The following is a 16,864-nucleotide window of genomic DNA, read 5'->3' on the forward strand; positions in this document are numbered from 1 at the left end:
GAGAGATGGGAGTGCCCTGCCCCACGGCGGCACGCCACCCTCCGGTCCCGGTCGGCGCCACACTACCCGCCGAGCATACGGCAGGTGCCGGCCCCGGAAAGCCCGCGTCCACAATAGATACGAAACGTCCCGGAAAGCACGCCGTATGGCACCGCCGCGCGCGGAGAGCGCGGGTTCAGCGGACGCACCGTCACACGGATGTCGCCCCGGTTCGGCTGCGCTGATATGCCGAACGCGCACGGCGGACGGGCCGCCGGGCGATAGACATACCGGCGCGGCGTCCACCCGGGGGCCGCCTGGACTCACGAACGAAGCGTCTACCCGGGGGTCGTTCGATCGCACGACGGGAGCCGATGCCAACGAACGCACGGCCGGAGCGAATGCGGAGGTACGCAAAGAGCGCACGGCCGGAGCGAACGCGGAGGTACGCAAAGAGCGCACGGCCGGAGCGAATGCGGAGGTACGCAAAGAGCGCACGGCCGGAGCGAACGCGGAGGTACGCAAAGAGCGCACGGCCGGAGCGAACGCGGAGGTACGCAAAGAGCGCACGGCCGGAGCGAACGCGGAGGTACGCATACTCCACATATAGTTCGTCCCTCGCTCCCGTTACGGGAGGCGAGGGACGGACTGGGAGGTGGACTCGCTCAGCTGAGCGCGCGAACTCCGGTGGCCTGGGGGCCCTTGGTGCCCTGGCCAACCTCGAACTCGACCTTCTGATTTTCTTCGAGGGTACGGAAACCCGAACCCTGGATCTCGGAATAGTGGACGAAGACGTCCGCAGAACCGTCTTCGGGCGCGATGAAGCCGAAGCCCTTCTCCGCGTTGAACCACTTCACAGTTCCCTGTGCCATTCTGTTCCTTCTCTTTTCTTACTCGGAACGGCGGACAACTGGGTTTCGTCCACCGGGCCTGTTGCGGTCGGCGCTACTCTGGACTCCTATGGGGGCCAACGTATGCCATTCGCAACATCGATCCTGCCAGGGTTAGGACTTTGCATCCGTCCCTCGAACACAGAAGCTTGCGACCGAGAACCAGTGAACCATGTCTTTGGGAAATTCAACAGCGGAGTTACCGACAATTTGCAAAAAAAATGATCTCGCGAATGCGGGGGTAAGGGATAGGCCGCCCGATTCCGAACCTCCGGTATGTTTGCCTTCCGATAACCAGCGTCCGGACCGCGTACCCGGTTGTGACCCAGATCGCTATTGGGTATCGAACCCGCAGGTGACACGAGGCGGACGGTGGTGTTTCACATTGTCCGAAGACCCGGAAGGCGCCCAGGCATGACCCGAGAGACCCGGACCGATCAGTCCTATGGGCGATCGTTGCTGAATCGTGTCCTCGATGGCGTTCCGGCCACTGATTCGCGTCTGACCCATATCGCCGAGGTACCCGGCCGGGCCGCCACACCGGCCGATTGGCCGGCCTGGTCGGCGCCGGAAGTCGTGAACGCGCTGCGCGCGGAAGGTATCGAGGCGCCGTGGAGTCACCAGGCGGCCACCGCCGACCATGCCGCCCGTGGACAGCACGTGGTGGTGGCGACCGGGACGGCGTCCGGAAAATCGCTCGGCTACCAGCTCCCCGTTCTCACCGCACTGCACGAGGACCAGCGGGCGACCACGCTGTACCTCGCCCCGACCAAGGCACTGGGCGCCGATCAGCTTCGAATGGTCGGTGAACTCACCCGGCACGGATCCCTGCGCCGGATTCCCGTCGCCGCCTACGACGGCGACACCCCCACCGAGATCCGGCAGTGGGTGCGCGCCGAGGCCCGCTGGTTGTTCACCAACCCGGACATGCTGCACCTGAGCCTGCTGCGCTCGCATCGCAGCTGGTCACGCTTCTTCCGTCAGCTGCGCTATGTGGTGGTCGACGAGTGCCACGCCTACCGGGGACTGTTCGGTTCCCATGTGGCACTGATTTTGCGCCGACTGCGCCGGCTGGCGGCCCACTACGGCGCCGATCCGGTCTTCGTCCTCTGCTCCGCGACGGCCGCCGAACCGGCCGCGGCAGCGTCCAGGCTGGTCGGCGCCGACTGCGTGGCGGTGACCGAGGACGGGTCGCCGCGCGGGCCGCGCACCGTCGCGTTCTGGGAACCGCCGCTGCTCACCGCAGTGACCGGGGAGAACGGTGCGCCTGTCCGGCTCGGCGCCACCACAGAGGCGGCCCGTATCACCGCCGACCTGGTCCTGGAGGGAGCGCGGACGCTGACCTTCGCGCGGTCGCGCCGGGCAGCCGAGCTGATCGCCGTCCACACCCGGCAGCGCCTCACCGAAATCGACCCCGACCTGACAGACCGTGTCGCCGCCTACCGCGGTGGATATCTACCCGAGGACCGGCGGGCCTTGGAAGCCGGGCTCTCGAACGGGTCCCTGCTGGCCGTGGCGACCACGAATGCCCTGGAACTCGGGGTGGACATCGCCGGGCTGGACGCCGTGGTCCTGGCCGGATTTCCCGGCACGGTCGCCTCGTTCCGCCAGCAGATCGGCCGGGCCGGACGCCGGACGCAAGGCGCACTGGCCCTGCTGGTGGCCCGCGACGACCCCCTGGACACCTATCTCGTGCACCATCCCGAAGCCCTGCTGGACCGCCCGGTGGAAGCGAGCATCATCGATCCCTCGAACCCGTATGTACTCGGTCCGCAACTACTCTGCGCGGCCATGGAATTGCCCATCGCCGACACGGAGGCCCGAGCATTCGGCGCCCCCGGATTACTTACGGAATTAGCAGGTCAGGGGCTTGTCCGGCGACGAGAAGCCGAGGGCGGTAGCCGGTGGTTCTATACGGGCGCCGAACCGCCGCACGACCAGGTCGACGTCCGCGGCGGCATCGGCACCCAGGTCGCGATCGTGGTGGCCGAGACGGGACGCTTCCTCGGCACGGCGGACGCCGGAAGGGCCCCGGCCACCCTGCACGAAGGTGCCGTCCACCTGCACCAGGGCGAGAGCTATGTGGTCGAGGAACTGGACCTCGATGGCGGTGCCGCCCTGGTCCGCGCCGATGCCCCGGGCTGGACCACCAGCGCCCGCCGGATCACCTCCCTCACGCTGGACGCGGTGCGTGAGAGCACGACCTCCGGCGAGGTCACCGCGGCTTTCGCGGACGTGACGGTACGCAGTCAGGTGGTGGGCTACCTGCGCACCCTGGTCACCGGGGAGGTCCTCGACCTGGTTGAACTCGACCTGCCCGAGCAGACTCTGCCCACCACCGCCGTGCTCTACACCGTGACGCCGGAACTGCTGGACCGAGCCGGGATCGACGCCGCGGCGGTACCTGGCGCGTTGCATGCCGCCGAACACGCGGCGATCGGACTGTTGCCGCTGGTGGCGACCTGTGACCGATGGGATATCGGCGGGGTTTCCACAGCTCAGCACGCCGATACCGGTCTGCCTACGGTTTTCGTCTACGACGGGCAGCCCGGCGGGGCGGGGTTCGCCGAGCGCGGCTACACGATGCTGCGGCGCTGGCTCGCCGCCACCCTCGCGGCGGTCGAGGCGTGTTCCTGCCGTAGTGGGTGCCCATCCTGCGTGCAGTCGCCCAAGTGCGGGAACGGCAACGATCCCCTGGAGAAAGCCGGGGCGATCCGGTTGTTGAACGCGATTCTCACCGAGCTGACGGGCCGGGAGCGTCACGACGTTGCCGGGTGAGCCGGAGCGGCCGCAGTAACGCCGGTCAGGCCGTCGAATTTAAAGGATAAGCATCATATTAACTGTATTGTTGCTAAAGGACCGGTCGGTAGCTACAGAGACCCCTTTCGTATCAATTCCGGAACAAAAGATGAATGCGAGTAACGGACCATTAATTGCCGTCGCTAAGTGAATACCGAATTCTTCGTTAACAAAATTCGGTATAGGCCGATCACGTCGCTTCTCCGACCGGCCCGGCTCGCGCAACCGCTCGTATACTCCGCGTCCCGAACGGACCCAACGGTACTTTTTCTTCGACCGTGATCACGGCATCCCAGCCGTCTATCTCGCACCGTGCGAGATGAGCCGCCATTCGCCGGCCGAGTGATTCCGCCGCCGCACATCCGGCTTCCGCGCCATTCCACAGTTCCCCCGCGGCGGCCAGGGCGGCGAGATCCGCCGCGGCCTGCGCCCGGTGCCGCGCCACGACCACCCCACCGAACTGGACGACGAGCACGGTCACCACGACCAAGCCCGCCAGCGCCAGACATGCCGTGACCGTCGCTGAGCCCTCCTCTCCTGCCGGATGCCGTGCCCGATACCCAATACTCGGGGGCCGAGCCGCCCGTTCCGCACGCACGCAGCCCGCACACCGAGTCGGCGACGTTCGGCCTCGGTGGCTCACGGACCCGGATCCGGCTCGGTCGCGGCCACCGCCTCGGCGTGCAGCCGGAGAACGGGTAACAGCGGAGTATCGGACGCTACGACGGCGATCACCCGACCGCCCTCGTAGCGCACCGAGATCTCCGCCCCCTCCGGCGCTACCCGGCGCGCGGCGACCTCCGCGGCACCGCGATCGCCACGGGCCGCCAACCGGGCCGCCTCACGCGCGGCATCCACACACCGCACCTGGGTCACCGCCGCGAGTACCGCGCCGACGCATAACGCGGCGGTCGCGGCGATCGCGGCGAGTGCAATCGCCGCTTCGACGGTCACCGACCCGGTCTCGCCGGTCACCGGGCGCCGGAACGCACCGACGGCCCTCTTGCCGTCGACGGCGACGCCGCCCGGTGAACCGACCGGATACCTCAGACGCTGGTGTTCAGCGCCTTCTCGATGATCCCGGTCAGCGCGTCGGGGATGCTCTCGCCGGTCACCACGGTGTACAACACCGCGCCGAAAGCGGCCGCGGCTATGGTCCCGATCGCGTATTCGACGGTGCTCATCCCCTCCTCCTCCGACACCACGCGCAGCAGCCGGTTGTTCGCCCTTCGCCATGCTCCTCGCATCAGATCCCGTGCGTTCCACATCGTCGTTCGGCTCATCAGCATCCCGACCCCCTCTCTCCTCGGCTCGCACAGCCGTTCCGTACGAGCACATCTCGATATCCGCCGCCGGCCGCGGAGTCACAGCAGGCCCCCGCCGAGCACCCCACCCGCCAAGCCGATGATCACCGGCACTATGCCGAGGCAGATGAACGCCGGTAGGAAGCACAGGCCCAAGGGTCCGCCGATCAGGACGCCGGCCCGTTCGGCCCGCGCGGTCGCCGCTTCCTCCACCAGGGTGCGGCGCTCCTCGGCGAGTTCGCCGATGGCCGCGGCCAGTGACGAACCCGAGCGGGCCGAGCGCCGCGCCAGCCGGGCGAGCGCGTCGAATTCGGGAGCGCTCGGGCCGCCGGCCTCGGCGGGAGCCCACGCCACGGCCGGGTCGGCACCGAGGGCGAGCAGATCGGCCACCCGTTGCAGCCGATCCGACAGCGAATCGGCTGCGGCCGGCGCGACCGCACGCAGCGCGGCGGCGGTCGGCAAACCAGCCCGTAGACAGGCGGCCAGCAGATCGAACAGCGTCGCGATCGCGACCGGATCGGTGGCCGCGACGGGTTTCCGGGATCGCACCCGCCGGGGAGGTATGCCGGGGCTCAACCGGGCAACCGCCGGAGCCGGGGCCGGTACCAGCAGTATTGCTGCCGACAGCAGGAGGAACGGCCAGCCATGGATCGCCATCGCTTTTCCTTTCGGTGGCGTTCGATGAGGACGACCAGGCGGACATCGATCCGCGCAGTCCGTGTCCGCCGAATCGGATTCGGTACATCTGCCCGAGTCGCCACTTCGCATACCGGGGCGTCCCCGCCGGAAGAAGGACCACGTGGCGGCACGTCGGATGGAGTCGGCGGCATGTCCGGGTTCACCGCGGGGCCACCCTCCTGGTGATCTCGTCCGCCCAGAGCAGCCCGGCACAGGCCAGGCCGGCGCCGAGTGGCAGGAGAAAGCGGCCCGCCGGGGCGACGAACAGCACCTGGAGCGGATGGGCACCCATCAACTGCCCCAGACCGATACCCAGCACCGGTAGCACCGCCAGAATCGCCGCGGTGGCGCGAGCACCGGCCAGCGAAGCGTCGGTCCGGGTCCGAAATCTCATCCGGGCGGCGAGATCGGCGCGGGCCGCCGCCAGGAGTTCGGCCAGAGCCAGACCGTGCCGCTCGGCGACCTGCCAGGCATCGGCCACGCGGCCCAGTTCGGCGGCGATCACCGAATCGGGACGGAGCAATCCCTCCGCACCGGACCCACCCAGCCTGCTGCGCGCCGAACCGACCGCGAAGGCCGCCGCCGCGACACCGCCGCTCTCCCGGGCGGCGGCTGCGGCCGCGGCACTCGGGTGCGCGCCCACCCGCAGTTCGGAGACCACGGCCTCGAGCCCGTCGAGGAGGTGCTCGCACTCGATGCGGTGCAGACGAGCCCGACGGGAGCGGCGCAGCCGCACCGCGACAGTGCCCGCGACGAGCAGCGCGGCCAACAGGCTGCCGCTCCCCAGCGCGAACGCCGACACACATCCGATACCACCTGCCCCGCGAACCAACCACCGCATCGGAAGGGCCGGGGCCGTACGGGCTTCGAACACCCTGCCGAATCGCCGCCTGCCCGCGTGACCCGGTACGAACAACAGCGCCAGAGCAGTACATCCCAGTGCCGCCGCGACAGGGCCGACTGCTATCACGACCGGGAACATCACCCGGCCCGTTCCGCGAGTACGGCGTGCAGCACCCCGGCGGCGGGTGCCGGACCGGCCGCGCGCCATGCCGGGCGGATCTCCACCCAGCCGGCGTTGTCCCGCTGCACCACCCCGATTTCCGCGAGATACCGGAACCCGTCGGCTCGCCGCCGGACGTGCAGTACCACGTGCACGGCAGCGGCCAATTGACTGTGTAGCGCCGGCCGATCCATCCCGCCCAGCCCGGCCAGCGCCTCGAGCCGCGCGGTCACCTCCCGGATCGAGTTGGCGTGGATCGTTCCCGCACCGCCGTCGTGCCCGGTGTTCAACGCGGTGAGCAGGTCGACGACCTCCGCACCGCGCACTTCGCCGACCACTATGCGATCGGGACGCATACGCAAGGCCTGCCGGACCAGATCACGCAACGTGATCTCCCCCGCCCCTTCGATATTGGGCGGCCGGGCCACCAGCCGGACCACATGCGGATGCGGCGGTGCGAGTTCGGCCGCGTCCTCGACACAGATGATGCGCTCTTTCTGGTCCACCTCGGCGAGCAGTGCGGAGAGCAAGGTGGTCTTCCCCGCACCGGTGCCCCCGACCACGAGGAAGGCCAGACGAGCGCGAACAATCTGTTGCAGCAGAACTTTCGCGCCGGACGGCACCGCGCCGGATCGGGAGAGCGCATCCAGACCCTGGGTCGCCGGACGCAGGATCCGGAGCGACAGGCAGGTGCCGCCGCGAGCGACGGGGGCGAGCACGGCGTGCAGCCGGACACCGAAGCTCTGCCCCAGTACCAGTTCCCGGCCGGACAGCTGCCCGTCGACCCACGGCTGGGCATCGTCGAGGCGACGACCCGCCGAGAGGGCCAGGCGCTGCGCCAGCCGCCGGACGGCGGCTTCGTCGGGAAAGGTCATCGATGTCCGTTCGACCCCGCGGCCCCGATCGATCCACACCGCGTCCGGAGCGGTGACCAGCACATCGGCGACCGCGGGATCGTGCAGTAGCGGTTCGAGCACGCCTGCTCCGGTGAGTTCGGTCTGTAGCAGCCGCAGGGCGCGCAGCAGATCGGTATCCCCCAGCATGCCGCCGGCTTCGGCGCGGATGGCCGCTGCGACCCGTGCGGGTTCGGGCTCCGCGCGGTCTCCGGCCAGCCGTTCCCGAACCCGTTCCAGCAGTTCGGTCGTCACCACCCCCGGGTGTTCGGTTCCGGCGCTCATCCGGCCCGCCGCGAATCGGGTGGGCTCAGCACCGCCAGTACCGCATCGCAGGCGTCCCGCAAGGGCCCGCGCCGTAACCGCAGACCCCGGCGTTCGAGCCGCGCGGCCAGACCCGGTTGCGCCCGGACCGCAGCCAGCAGCGGCAGTTCCAGCACGGCGGCGATATCGTGGCCACGCAGGTTGCCGGGCGCCGGACCGCGCACCACCAGGCCGCGGTTGGGGTTGCGCTGCGCGATCCATTCCGCCGCGGCACCGGCTGCCGCCACCGCGCGCAACTGCGCGGGCACGACGAGCACCACGAGATCGGCGGCATCGAGTATCCGGTCCGTATGCGAACCGCGCTCGCTGGAGATATCGCACACCACGAGATCGCCCGCGCCCCGGGCGGCTTCGACGACAGCGTGCACGGCGGCCGCGCCGATAGGACCGGTCCGGCCCCGGCCTCGGCCGCTGGACAGCACCGACAGCCCGCCGCCCGCGGCTGGGAGCGCATTGTGCAGTTCCGCGGCGGCGACCCGGCCGTCGTCCACGACCAGATCCGGCCAGCGCAGGCCCGGCGCGCCCTCGATGCCGAGCAGCAGATCGAGGCCGCCGCCGCGGGGCGCGCCGTCGACCAGCACCGTATGCGGCCGGAACCCGGCGGTGGCCGAGCGCAGCGCGGTCGCGGCGGCGAGGACGGACGCCCCGGCGCCGCCGCCCGCGCCGGCCAGGGCGATCACGACTCCGCCGTCGGTGCGCTGTTCTCCGTATTCGGCGAATTTCTCGATGAGCTCTACCGCGGCGGCCGGGAGCGCGATCACCCGTTCGGCGCCGAGCACCGCGGCCGCCTGCCAGTCGGCCAGTCCGGGTTCACCGTCGGTGACGGTGACCACGCCGCTGCGCCGCGGGGGCGCCGTGCTCGCGGACACCACGGCGGCCTCGGTGTCGAGTACCACGAGTGGTGCCGCCGACCAGGGATGCCTGCCGGCCGGCGCCTCGGCTTCGTCGATTCGCCGGCCGGCCGCGGCGGCGACCCGGCGCACTTCCTCGCGTAACCGGTCGTCCCGGATGAGCACCAGCACCGCGGGTGGCTCCCCGGCGGTGGGCGTCGCGTCGTGATCCATGGACCCCAGCCTGGCCCGTTCGGACCTGCTGGAACCGGTGGCTGCGGCGATTGTGGACAACTCGCGGGCTGTGGAGAACTTTTCGGAGCCGGCGATCGTCCCCTGGATAGAGGACGGCCCCAGCCGGGGGGGGAGGAGGCTGGGGCCGTCGGGGTTCAGCCCCGGGGGGTCGGGCTGAACACGCCTGGAACATGTCCAGGTGCCAGCAATACTACACCCAAGAACGGGCCGGAACGCAAGCCCGACGACAAAGAAGTTGCACAGGCCACCCTCACTCCCCTCCGGGTGGGAAAACCGCTGGTCAGTCCGTATACAGGCGCATAGCGGGCACGACACGCGACGCGCTGATGCCTATCCTGGATCGGGTGACGGGCTCCGGTGAAACGACACCATCTCCCGGCGATCGGCACCACGAGAACGGCCGCATCGCCGCCTTCTTCGATCTGGACAAGACGGTGATAGCCAGATCGAGCACTTACGTGTTCAGCAAACCGTTTTTCGACCAGGGCCTGATCAACCGACGGGCCGTACTGGAGAGCAGTTACGCCCACTTCTTGTTCCTGCTCTCCGGCGCCGACCACGATCAGATGGAGCGGATGCGGGCGCACCTCACCGATATGGTCGCCGGCTGGGATGTCGCCCAGATCCGGTCGATCGTGGCGGAGACCCTGCACGAGCTGGTGGACCCGCTGATCTACGCGGAGGCCGTCGACCTCATCGCCGACCACCGCATTCGCGGACACGACGTGGTGATCGTCTCCGCCTCGGGTGAGGAAGTGGTGGCCCCGATCGCCGAAGCGCTGGGCGCCACCCATACCGCCGCGACCCGGATGGAGGTCGTGGACGGCAAGTACACCGGTGCGGTCGATTTCTACTGCTACGGCGAAGGAAAGGTCACCGCGATCGAGAAGCTCGCCGCGGCTGAGGGTTACGACCTCACGCGCTGCTACGCGTATTCCGATTCGATCACCGATCTGCCGATGCTGACCGCGGTCGGGCACCCCACCGCGGTCAACCCCGACCGCGGTCTGCGCCGCGAGGCGACGAACCGGGGCTGGCCCGTACTCGGCTTCTCCAACCCGGTCTCACTGTGGTCACGCTTTCAGTCGCCGTCGAAAACCGTGGCCACGGGACTCGCCGTCGCGGTCAGTGCGCTTGTCGCGGGAGCAGTGACCTACCGACTGCTGCGACGACGATGAACATCCTCACGACCTGGACTTATAGCATAAGACTCCGACCGTTGTGCCCGATTTCCATTTGTTCCACGAAGTTGCGTCAGCCCTTGATGTGAGTGCAGTCACAGTGTAAAAATGGAGGCACGGAAGGAAGGAAGGCCAAGGCGGAGCCGGAAGAGAAGGCTCAGTCTCCCGACCCACCCTTCCCAGCACGGACGCCCGGTACCCACGCGGAGCTCGCCGCTACAAGGGCAGAAGCGTTGTGGGCCTGCGAAATCCGGTCCGTTGCCGGCGATGGCCTCGCATAGCTGCGGGGATGAGCTGCTGCGGAGCCCGGAGGAACGCCGAGGCCGGAGAACACAACCCAATTCAGCACGCATGGTAACCAGGTAGTCCGTGCTCGCGGGCGGTGAGGTCGCACGACCAAGCCGCCCGCTTTGACGTTCGAGGCAGATCTACCCGCGGGCGCATGCGCCCTGATCAGCCGGCAGCGGCGTCCGCTATCGATGTCGCTTCGCGCGCGCCGTCCTCGAGCGCGCCGCAGCAGAAAAGCACCCAGCCGCCGACGCCCTCGGCGGTGCCCGACCCGAATCCGGCCGCCGCGTCCAGATAGGCCTGGCGCCGGCGCAGCCAGAACACCTCGGGCACGCCGAGCGAGCGAGGGTCGAGCCCACTGGCCACCGTCACCAGCCGGGAGGCGGCCCGCGCGACCAGTCCGTCGGCCGAACCGAACGGTTTCAGGGTCAGCAGCTCACCGTGCACCACGGCCGCGGTGACCGGTGCGGGCGCGGAGGTGGTGAGCAGCGTCTGCGCCAGCACGTCCAGGCGCCCGGCGACGCCGCCGTCGGCCCGCGGACGACCCAATTCGTTCTCCTCGGCGACCAGGTCGGCGGCCGCCAGCAGATGCAACCGGGCCAGTGCCTGCAGCGGCGCGCGTTCCCAGATGCCGACCAGGTTGCGCAGCGCGTCGCCGTCGAGTGCCTGCCCCACCCGCAACGCACCGGTCAGGATCGGGTCGCTGATCGCGCCGTCGGCCGGCAACTCCGTACTGCCGCCGGCCAGCGCCGCCGACGAGCGGGCGGCGCGCACCGAGGCCTCGGCGGCGGTGGTGGCCCAGCCGCGGCGGTTCGCCCGGTGCCGGTGGACCTCGGCCAGCGCGTCACGGGCCTTGTCGGCGGCGGCCCGGACCCCGGGCAGTTCGATGAGCGGCGCGAGCGGATCGGTCACGGATCAGCACGCTACCGCCGCCGGATCACGGCTCGAGCGCCGGCCCCGCAGGCGAGAACCGCCTCGCCGGCGGCGGTAGCGGCCCGCTTCAGCCGGTGAGCAGTTCCCGGCCGGGGATGGCCTCGAGCAGGCGGCGGGTGTACTCCTCGCGCGGGGATTCGAAGATCTCCCCGACCGGCGCCGCTTCGACGATTCGGCCCCGGTGCATCACCAGGACCTCGTCGGCGAGCTGACGGACCACCGCCAGATCGTGGGTGATGAACAGATAGGTCAGGCCCAGTTCGTCTTGGAGCCGGGTGAGCAGATCGAGGATGTTCTGCTGGACCAGGACGTCGAGCGCCGAGACCGCTTCGTCGCAGACCAGTAGTTCGGGTTTCAGGGCCAAGGCGCGCGCGATGGCGACGCGCTGCCGCTGGCCGCCGGAGAGCTCCTCGGGATAGCGGTCCAGCACGCTACTGGGCAGCGCGACGTGTTCCAGCAGTTCGCGGACCCGGCTCTGCCGTTCGGCGCGGGTGCCGATCCCGTGGGTTCGCAGCGGTTCGTCGATACAACGATGGATCGAGTACAGGGGGTCCAGCGAGGCGTATGGGTTCTGGAAGATCGGTTGCACCCGGCGGCGGAACCGGGTCTGCTCACGCCCCTTCAGGCGGCCGATATCCCCGCCGTCGAAGACGACCGACCCGGAGCTGGGTTCGAGCAGACCGAGTACCAGTTGCGCGACCGTGGACTTGCCGGACCCCGACTCCCCGACCAGCGCGGTGGTGCGCCCGCGGTGCAGCGTGAACGAAACTTCCTCGACAGCCACGGATTCTCCGGATCGCCACGGCACCGAACCACGGGCCCGATAGCTCTTGGTGAGCCGGTCGGCCACCAGGACGGCATCCCCGGTGGCGAGTTCGCGAACTCGCTCCGGCCGTCGGGCGGACGCCAGGGACGGCGCCGATTCGACCAGTTTGCGGGTGTACTCGTGCCGCGGGTCACGCAACAGTTCCAGTGCGGGCCCCGACTCCACCACCCGGCCGCGATACATCACCACCAGGTGTTCGGCGCGTTCGGCGGCCAGGCCGAGATCATGGGTGATGAGCAACATCGCGGTCCCGAATCGGCCGGTGAGGCTGTCGATATGGTCGAGGATCCGGCGCTGCACGGTGACATCGAGAGCGGAGGTGGGTTCGTCGGCGATCAGGAGCCCGGGGCGTCCCGACAACGCCATCGCGATCAACGCGCGCTGCCGCAGGCCGCCGGACAATTCGTGCGGGTACTGGTCGACCCGCTGCTCCGGGTCCGGTATCCCCGCGGAGCGCAGTAGTTCCACCGCCTGATCCCGGGCGGCGCGGCCGCGGGCGATACCGTTGGCCGCGAGGGTTTCCCGGATCTGGAATCCGATCTTGTGCACCGGATCGAGGTTCGACATCGGGTCCTGCGGAACGAAACCGATTCTCGTACCCCGCACCTCCACCAGTCGTGATTCGGCCGCACCGGTCAGTTCCGTGCCGTCGAATTCGATACTGCCCGCGACGATCCGGCCGGCGCGCGGGAGCAGGCCGATGATCGCGTGCGCGGTGGTCGATTTCCCGGAACCGCTCTCGCCGACGATGGCCACCGTCTCCCCGGGGTACACCGTGAGGTCGACGCCGCGTACCGCGTCCACCCGGTTGTCCCCGTCTCCGAACGCGATCCGCAGATCCCGGATCCGCAGCAGCGGACGCTCCGCCCGGGCGTCGTCGGTCATATCTGCTCCCCGCCTCGAATCCGCTCGCCCACAGTGGTCACCTCGACGCCCGGCCTTTCGGATCCAGGGCGTCGCCGAGTGCGTCACCGAGCATGATGAAACCGAGAACCGTCAGCGCCAGCGCGGTGGCCGGATAGAACAGGATCAGCGAACCGCCGCGCAACTGCTGCTGACCGGTGGCGATATCGGCACCCCAGGAGACCTCGGTGGGCGGCAGGCCGACACCCAGGAACGACAGTGTGGCCTCGGTGACGATGAAGACCCCGAGCCAGATCGCGGTCACCACGATCACCGGGCCCAGCGAGTTCGGGAGCACGTGCCGGACCAGGATGCCGAGGCGGGAGACGCCGAGCGCCCGGGCCGCCAGTACGTATTCGCTGTTCTTCGCGGCGATCACCGCGCCGCGGGCGATCCGGGCCGCCTGCGGCCAGGTGAAACCGGCGAGGGTGACGATCACCAGCCCTACCGTGCGCGTGGTCGACAGCTGCATCAGCACGATGGCGGCGAGCATCAGCGGGACGGCGTACACGATCTCGGAAATCCGGGATATCACCGAATCGAGCAGGCCGCCGTAGTAACCGGCCAGCGCGCCGAGCGTCGCGCCGATCAGCACGAACAGCAGCGCCGCGCCGACCCCGACGAGAACCGAGGCCCGCGCCCCGTAGACGGTACGGGAATAGATATCACAGCCCTGCAGGTCGAATCCGAACCAGTGCGCCGAACTGGGCGGCAGCAGACTGTTGTCGACCACGCAGTAGCGCGGGTCCTGATCGGTGAACAGCCCCGGAAAGACCGCGACCACCAGGACCAGGGCGATGAGCGCCATCGAGACCAGGAACAGCGGATTGCGGCGCAGACCGTGCCAGGCCTGCCCCCAGAATCCCCGCGGCGCGCCCGCCACCCGCACTCGATCGGTGGTTTCGACGGTGACGACGTCCGCCGCGGCGACCCAGCGTTGCCGGTCGGGCCTGATCGGGCGGGCCGGCTTCTCATCGGACATGACCGCACTCCTGTTCAGGCATAGCGAATCCGCGGATCGAGCACGGCGTACAGCAGGTCCACCAGCAAGTTGGCGAGCAGGAACACCACGATCAGGACCGTGACGAACGAGACCACCGTCGGGGCTTCCCCCCGGACGACCGCCTGATAGAGGGTGCCGCCGACGCCCGGGATGTTGAAGATGCCCTCGGTCACGATCGCGCCGCCCATCAGCGCGCCCAGATCGGCGCCCAGGAAGGTGACCACCGGGATGAGCGAATTGCGCAGGATGTGCACCCGGACCACCCGGCGTCGCGGCAGGCCCTTGGCGGTGGCGGTACGCACATAGTCGGCGTCCCGGTTCTCGGCCACGGCGTTGCGGGTCAGCCGCAGTACATAGGCGAAGGACAACGAGCCGAGCACCAGCGCCGGCACGATCAAGCGACCCCAGCTCGCATCGGCACCGACGGTAACCGGCGCGATCCCCCATTCGACGCCCAGCAGGTACTGCGCCAGGAAACCGAGGACGAACACCGGCACCGCGATCACCACCAGGCTCAGCACCAGCATGGTGGAGTCGAACAGCTTGCCCTTGCGCAGCCCGGCCAGCGTCCCGAACAGCACGCCGAACACTGCCTCGAACAGCAGCGCCAGCAACGTGAGCCGGATGGTGATCGGAAAGGCGCGGGCCAGTTCGTCCTTCACCGAACGCCCGGAGAACGTGGTGCCGAGATCGAAGGTGAAGATGCCCTTCAGGTAGTAGAAGTACTGCACCAGGAAGGAGCGGTCGAGGTGGTAGCGCGCCTTCAGCTGCGCCTCCAGCGCGGGCGTGAGGGTGCGGTCACCGGCCAGCGCGGCGACCGAGCCGCCGGAGATCTTGTAGATCAGGAAGTAGATGAGCAGGGTCGCGCCGAAGAACACCGGGATCATCTGCAGCAGCCGCCGCACTACATACCACGCCATGGGCACTCCTGCGGTCGGGGCGAGGATTCGCGGGCGGCGGTCATATCAGCTCGATGTTCTCGAAATCGGCCAGGCCGTTCCAGCCGAAGACCACACCGCGCACCCGCTCGGAGTACCCGGCCGAGTTGACGTAGTCGAAGATCGGGATGGTCGGCATATCGCGCAACAGCAGCGTCTGCGCGCGGCTCACCAGCGCCCACGACTCGGCCTCGGTGGACGCCGCCTCGGCGGCCGCGACGAGCGCGTCGAATTCCGGGTTGTGGTAGTCGAAATCGTTGGTCTCGGAGTTGCTCAGGAAGCCCGGTTCCAGGAACTGCAGCATGGTCGGATAGTCGCCCTGCCAGCCCGACCGGAACGCTTTGCCGACGGTCCGCGTGGTGATCTGATCGCGCAGTTGTTTGAACGTCGGCAGGGCCGCGCCCACGGCTTCGATACCGAGGGTGTTCTTGATGCTGTTGGCGACCGCGTCCACCCACGCCTGATGGTCGCCGTCGGCGTTGTAGGCGATCTCGAAACGCCCGGACCACGGTGCGATCTCGTCGGCCTGCGCCCACAGCCGGCGCGCCTCGTCGGGGTTGTAGTCCAGCAGCTGCGCACCCGGCAGATCACCGTCGTAGCCCGGGAGCACCCGGGAGGTGTAGTCACGGGCGGGGGCGCGGGTGCCCCGGAAGATTTTGTCGCCGATTGCCTGCCGCTGGATGGCCATGGAGAGCGCGTGCCGGCGCAGCCGGCCTTCCTCTCCGCCGAAATGCGGTAGACCCGGCTGGGTCCCGATCCACTGGTTCTGCGCGGTCGGGGCCGAGACCGCCCGCTCCCCCAGATCGTCGTCCACCACGGTCAGCGCGCTGGAGGGGACCGTATCCAGCACATCGAGGTTGCCGGCCAGCAGATCGGCGTAGGCGGCGTCGAAGTCCGAATAGAACACGAAGGTCAGGCCCTTGTTACGGGCCGGACGCCCACCCCGGTAGCTCTCGTTGGGCACCAGGTCCAGTTTCACGTCGTGCTGCCACGCGTCGGCGGCCGCGAAGCGGTACGGCCCGTTACCGATCGGTCGCTGCCCGAACGCTTCCATATCCGGGTACGCCGCCGCGGGCAACGGATAGAACGGGGCATAGGCCAGCCGGGTCCGGAAGTCGATGGTGGGCTCTTTCAGGGCGACGGTGAAGGTGAGATCGTCGAGAACCCGCAGCCCCGACATGGTCCGCGCCCGGGGCGGGTCGGCCTGTACATCCTCGAACCCGGCGATCGGCGCATAGGTGTAGCTCTGCAGCTGCGCATTGGTGATCAGGGCGCCGTAGTTCCAGGCGTCGACGAACGAATGCGCGGTCACCGGGGAACCGTCGGAGAACGTCCAGCCGGGTTTCAGCCGGATCCGGTAGAACTGCTGATCGGTGGTCTCGATGGATTCGGCGACCTCGTCGTGCAGACTGCCGTCCGCCGCGATGCGGCGCAGTCCGGCGAACAACCGGTCCACGATGCGCCCGCCGCCGTTCTCGTTGGTATTCGAGGGGACCAGCGGGTTCTGTGGTTCGGAACCGTTGACCGCGATCGCTTCACCGAGAGCCGGTGTCACCGTGCAGGCCGGAAGCACCGTCGCGCCGACCAGAACGAGTACCAGGGCGGCCGCCCGCAGCACCCACGACGATCCCCTCACACGCCCTCCCGGCTCGTCACGACCACGGCCTCGGCACCCCGCAGAGTTGTCAGCAGACTATAGGGCCCGTTGCGCGTTCCTGCCGGGTTCGTGAACTCTCGTATCGACGGCGCGACCGCCGGGACCGCGCCGCGGGGCGGCCGTTCGTCGGCCGCCGACTGCCGCTCACCGGGCACCGGCGACCATTCGTCCCGGGATCAC

General features: G+C 69.1%; 15 protein-coding genes. 2 read left to right on the plus strand and 13 right to left on the minus strand.

Annotated elements, in window-relative coordinates; translation table 11 throughout:
• Nucleotides 1-644: 644 nt before the first annotated feature.
• Nucleotides 645-851 (minus strand): cold-shock protein, encoded by a 207-nt coding sequence (locus tag AB0H42_RS09440; RefSeq protein WP_011206895.1) that lies wholly within the window; start codon nucleotides 849-851, stop codon nucleotides 645-647.
• A gap of 432 nt (nucleotides 852-1,283) precedes the next feature.
• Here AB0H42_RS09440 and AB0H42_RS09445 point away from each other — a divergent pair, with 432 nt between their 5' ends.
• Entirely contained in the window at nucleotides 1,284-3,647 is a 2,364-nt protein-coding gene (locus AB0H42_RS09445) for a DEAD/DEAH box helicase (RefSeq protein WP_357052333.1), read from the plus strand.
• 211 nt (nucleotides 3,648-3,858) lie between these two features.
• Here the strand turns inward: AB0H42_RS09445 and AB0H42_RS09450 are convergent, their stop codons facing one another.
• The 7 genes from AB0H42_RS09450 to ssd form a co-directional block, all read right to left on the minus strand.
• On the minus strand, nucleotides 3,859-4,311 hold the full coding sequence (locus AB0H42_RS09450) for an Rv3654c family TadE-like protein (protein ID WP_357052336.1): 453 nt from the start codon (nucleotides 4,309-4,311) through the stop codon (nucleotides 3,859-3,861).
• The gene (locus AB0H42_RS09455; protein ID WP_357052339.1) at nucleotides 4,308-4,622 is read right to left on the minus strand and encodes a TadE family type IV pilus minor pilin; all 315 of its coding nucleotides are present in this window, start codon (nucleotides 4,620-4,622) and stop codon (nucleotides 4,308-4,310) included. Before AB0H42_RS09455 ends, AB0H42_RS09450 begins: the two co-directional genes overlap by 4 nt.
• Before the next feature lie 92 nt (nucleotides 4,623-4,714).
• Nucleotides 4,715-4,915, minus strand: a complete 201-nt coding sequence (locus AB0H42_RS09460; RefSeq protein WP_357052809.1) for a DUF4244 domain-containing protein — start codon at nucleotides 4,913-4,915, stop codon at nucleotides 4,715-4,717.
• 117 nt (nucleotides 4,916-5,032) lie between these two features.
• Nucleotides 5,033-5,629 carry a type II secretion system F family protein gene (locus AB0H42_RS09465; RefSeq protein WP_357052342.1) on the minus strand — a complete coding sequence of 199 codons (597 nt, stop codon included), beginning with the start codon at nucleotides 5,627-5,629 and terminating at the stop codon, nucleotides 5,033-5,035.
• Between the two features lie 181 nt (nucleotides 5,630-5,810).
• Complete coding sequence (locus AB0H42_RS09470) at nucleotides 5,811-6,632, minus strand: hypothetical protein (RefSeq protein WP_357052812.1); 822 nt, start codon at nucleotides 6,630-6,632, stop codon at nucleotides 5,811-5,813.
• Entirely contained in the window at nucleotides 6,632-7,831 is a 1,200-nt protein-coding gene (locus AB0H42_RS09475; protein ID WP_357052345.1) for a TadA family conjugal transfer-associated ATPase, read from the minus strand. The genes AB0H42_RS09470 and AB0H42_RS09475 overlap by 1 nt, the downstream gene beginning before the upstream one ends.
• Nucleotides 7,828-8,934 carry a septum site-determining protein Ssd gene (ssd, locus tag AB0H42_RS09480; protein WP_357052349.1) on the minus strand — a complete coding sequence of 369 codons (1,107 nt, stop codon included), beginning with the start codon at nucleotides 8,932-8,934 and terminating at the stop codon, nucleotides 7,828-7,830. Before ssd ends, AB0H42_RS09475 begins: the two co-directional genes overlap by 4 nt.
• A gap of 365 nt (nucleotides 8,935-9,299) precedes the next feature.
• On the opposite strand from ssd, the gene AB0H42_RS09485 reads away from it, so the two are divergent.
• On the plus strand, nucleotides 9,300-10,133 hold the full coding sequence (locus AB0H42_RS09485; RefSeq protein WP_357052352.1) for an HAD-IB family hydrolase: 834 nt from the start codon (nucleotides 9,300-9,302) through the stop codon (nucleotides 10,131-10,133).
• Nucleotides 10,134-10,589: 456 nt separating this feature from the next.
• Here the strand turns inward: AB0H42_RS09485 and AB0H42_RS09490 are convergent, their stop codons facing one another.
• The 5 genes from AB0H42_RS09490 to AB0H42_RS09510 all read right to left on the minus strand — a co-directional run bounded on the left by AB0H42_RS09490 (nucleotide 10,590) and on the right by AB0H42_RS09510 (nucleotide 16,600).
• Entirely contained in the window at nucleotides 10,590-11,336 is a 747-nt protein-coding gene (locus AB0H42_RS09490) for an oxidoreductase (RefSeq protein ID WP_357052355.1), read from the minus strand.
• 88 nt (nucleotides 11,337-11,424) lie between these two features.
• Complete coding sequence (locus AB0H42_RS09495; protein WP_357052358.1) at nucleotides 11,425-13,068, minus strand: ABC transporter ATP-binding protein; 1,644 nt, start codon at nucleotides 13,066-13,068, stop codon at nucleotides 11,425-11,427.
• A 37-nt stretch (nucleotides 13,069-13,105) separates the two neighbouring features.
• Nucleotides 13,106-14,068 (minus strand): ABC transporter permease, encoded by a 963-nt coding sequence (locus AB0H42_RS09500; protein ID WP_357052361.1) that lies wholly within the window; start codon nucleotides 14,066-14,068, stop codon nucleotides 13,106-13,108.
• Between the two features lie 14 nt (nucleotides 14,069-14,082).
• A complete protein-coding gene (locus tag AB0H42_RS09505) occupies nucleotides 14,083-15,009 on the minus strand; it encodes an ABC transporter permease (RefSeq protein WP_063125523.1) in 927 nt (308 codons plus the stop codon).
• A gap of 40 nt (nucleotides 15,010-15,049) precedes the next feature.
• Nucleotides 15,050-16,600 carry an ABC transporter substrate-binding protein gene (locus AB0H42_RS09510; protein WP_357052815.1) on the minus strand — a complete coding sequence of 517 codons (1,551 nt, stop codon included), beginning with the start codon at nucleotides 16,598-16,600 and terminating at the stop codon, nucleotides 15,050-15,052.
• Nucleotides 16,601-16,864 lie beyond the last annotated feature (264 nt).

This window comes from Nocardia sp. NPDC050799, assembly GCF_040654015.1.
GTDB lineage: Bacteria > Actinomycetota > Actinomycetes > Mycobacteriales > Mycobacteriaceae > Nocardia.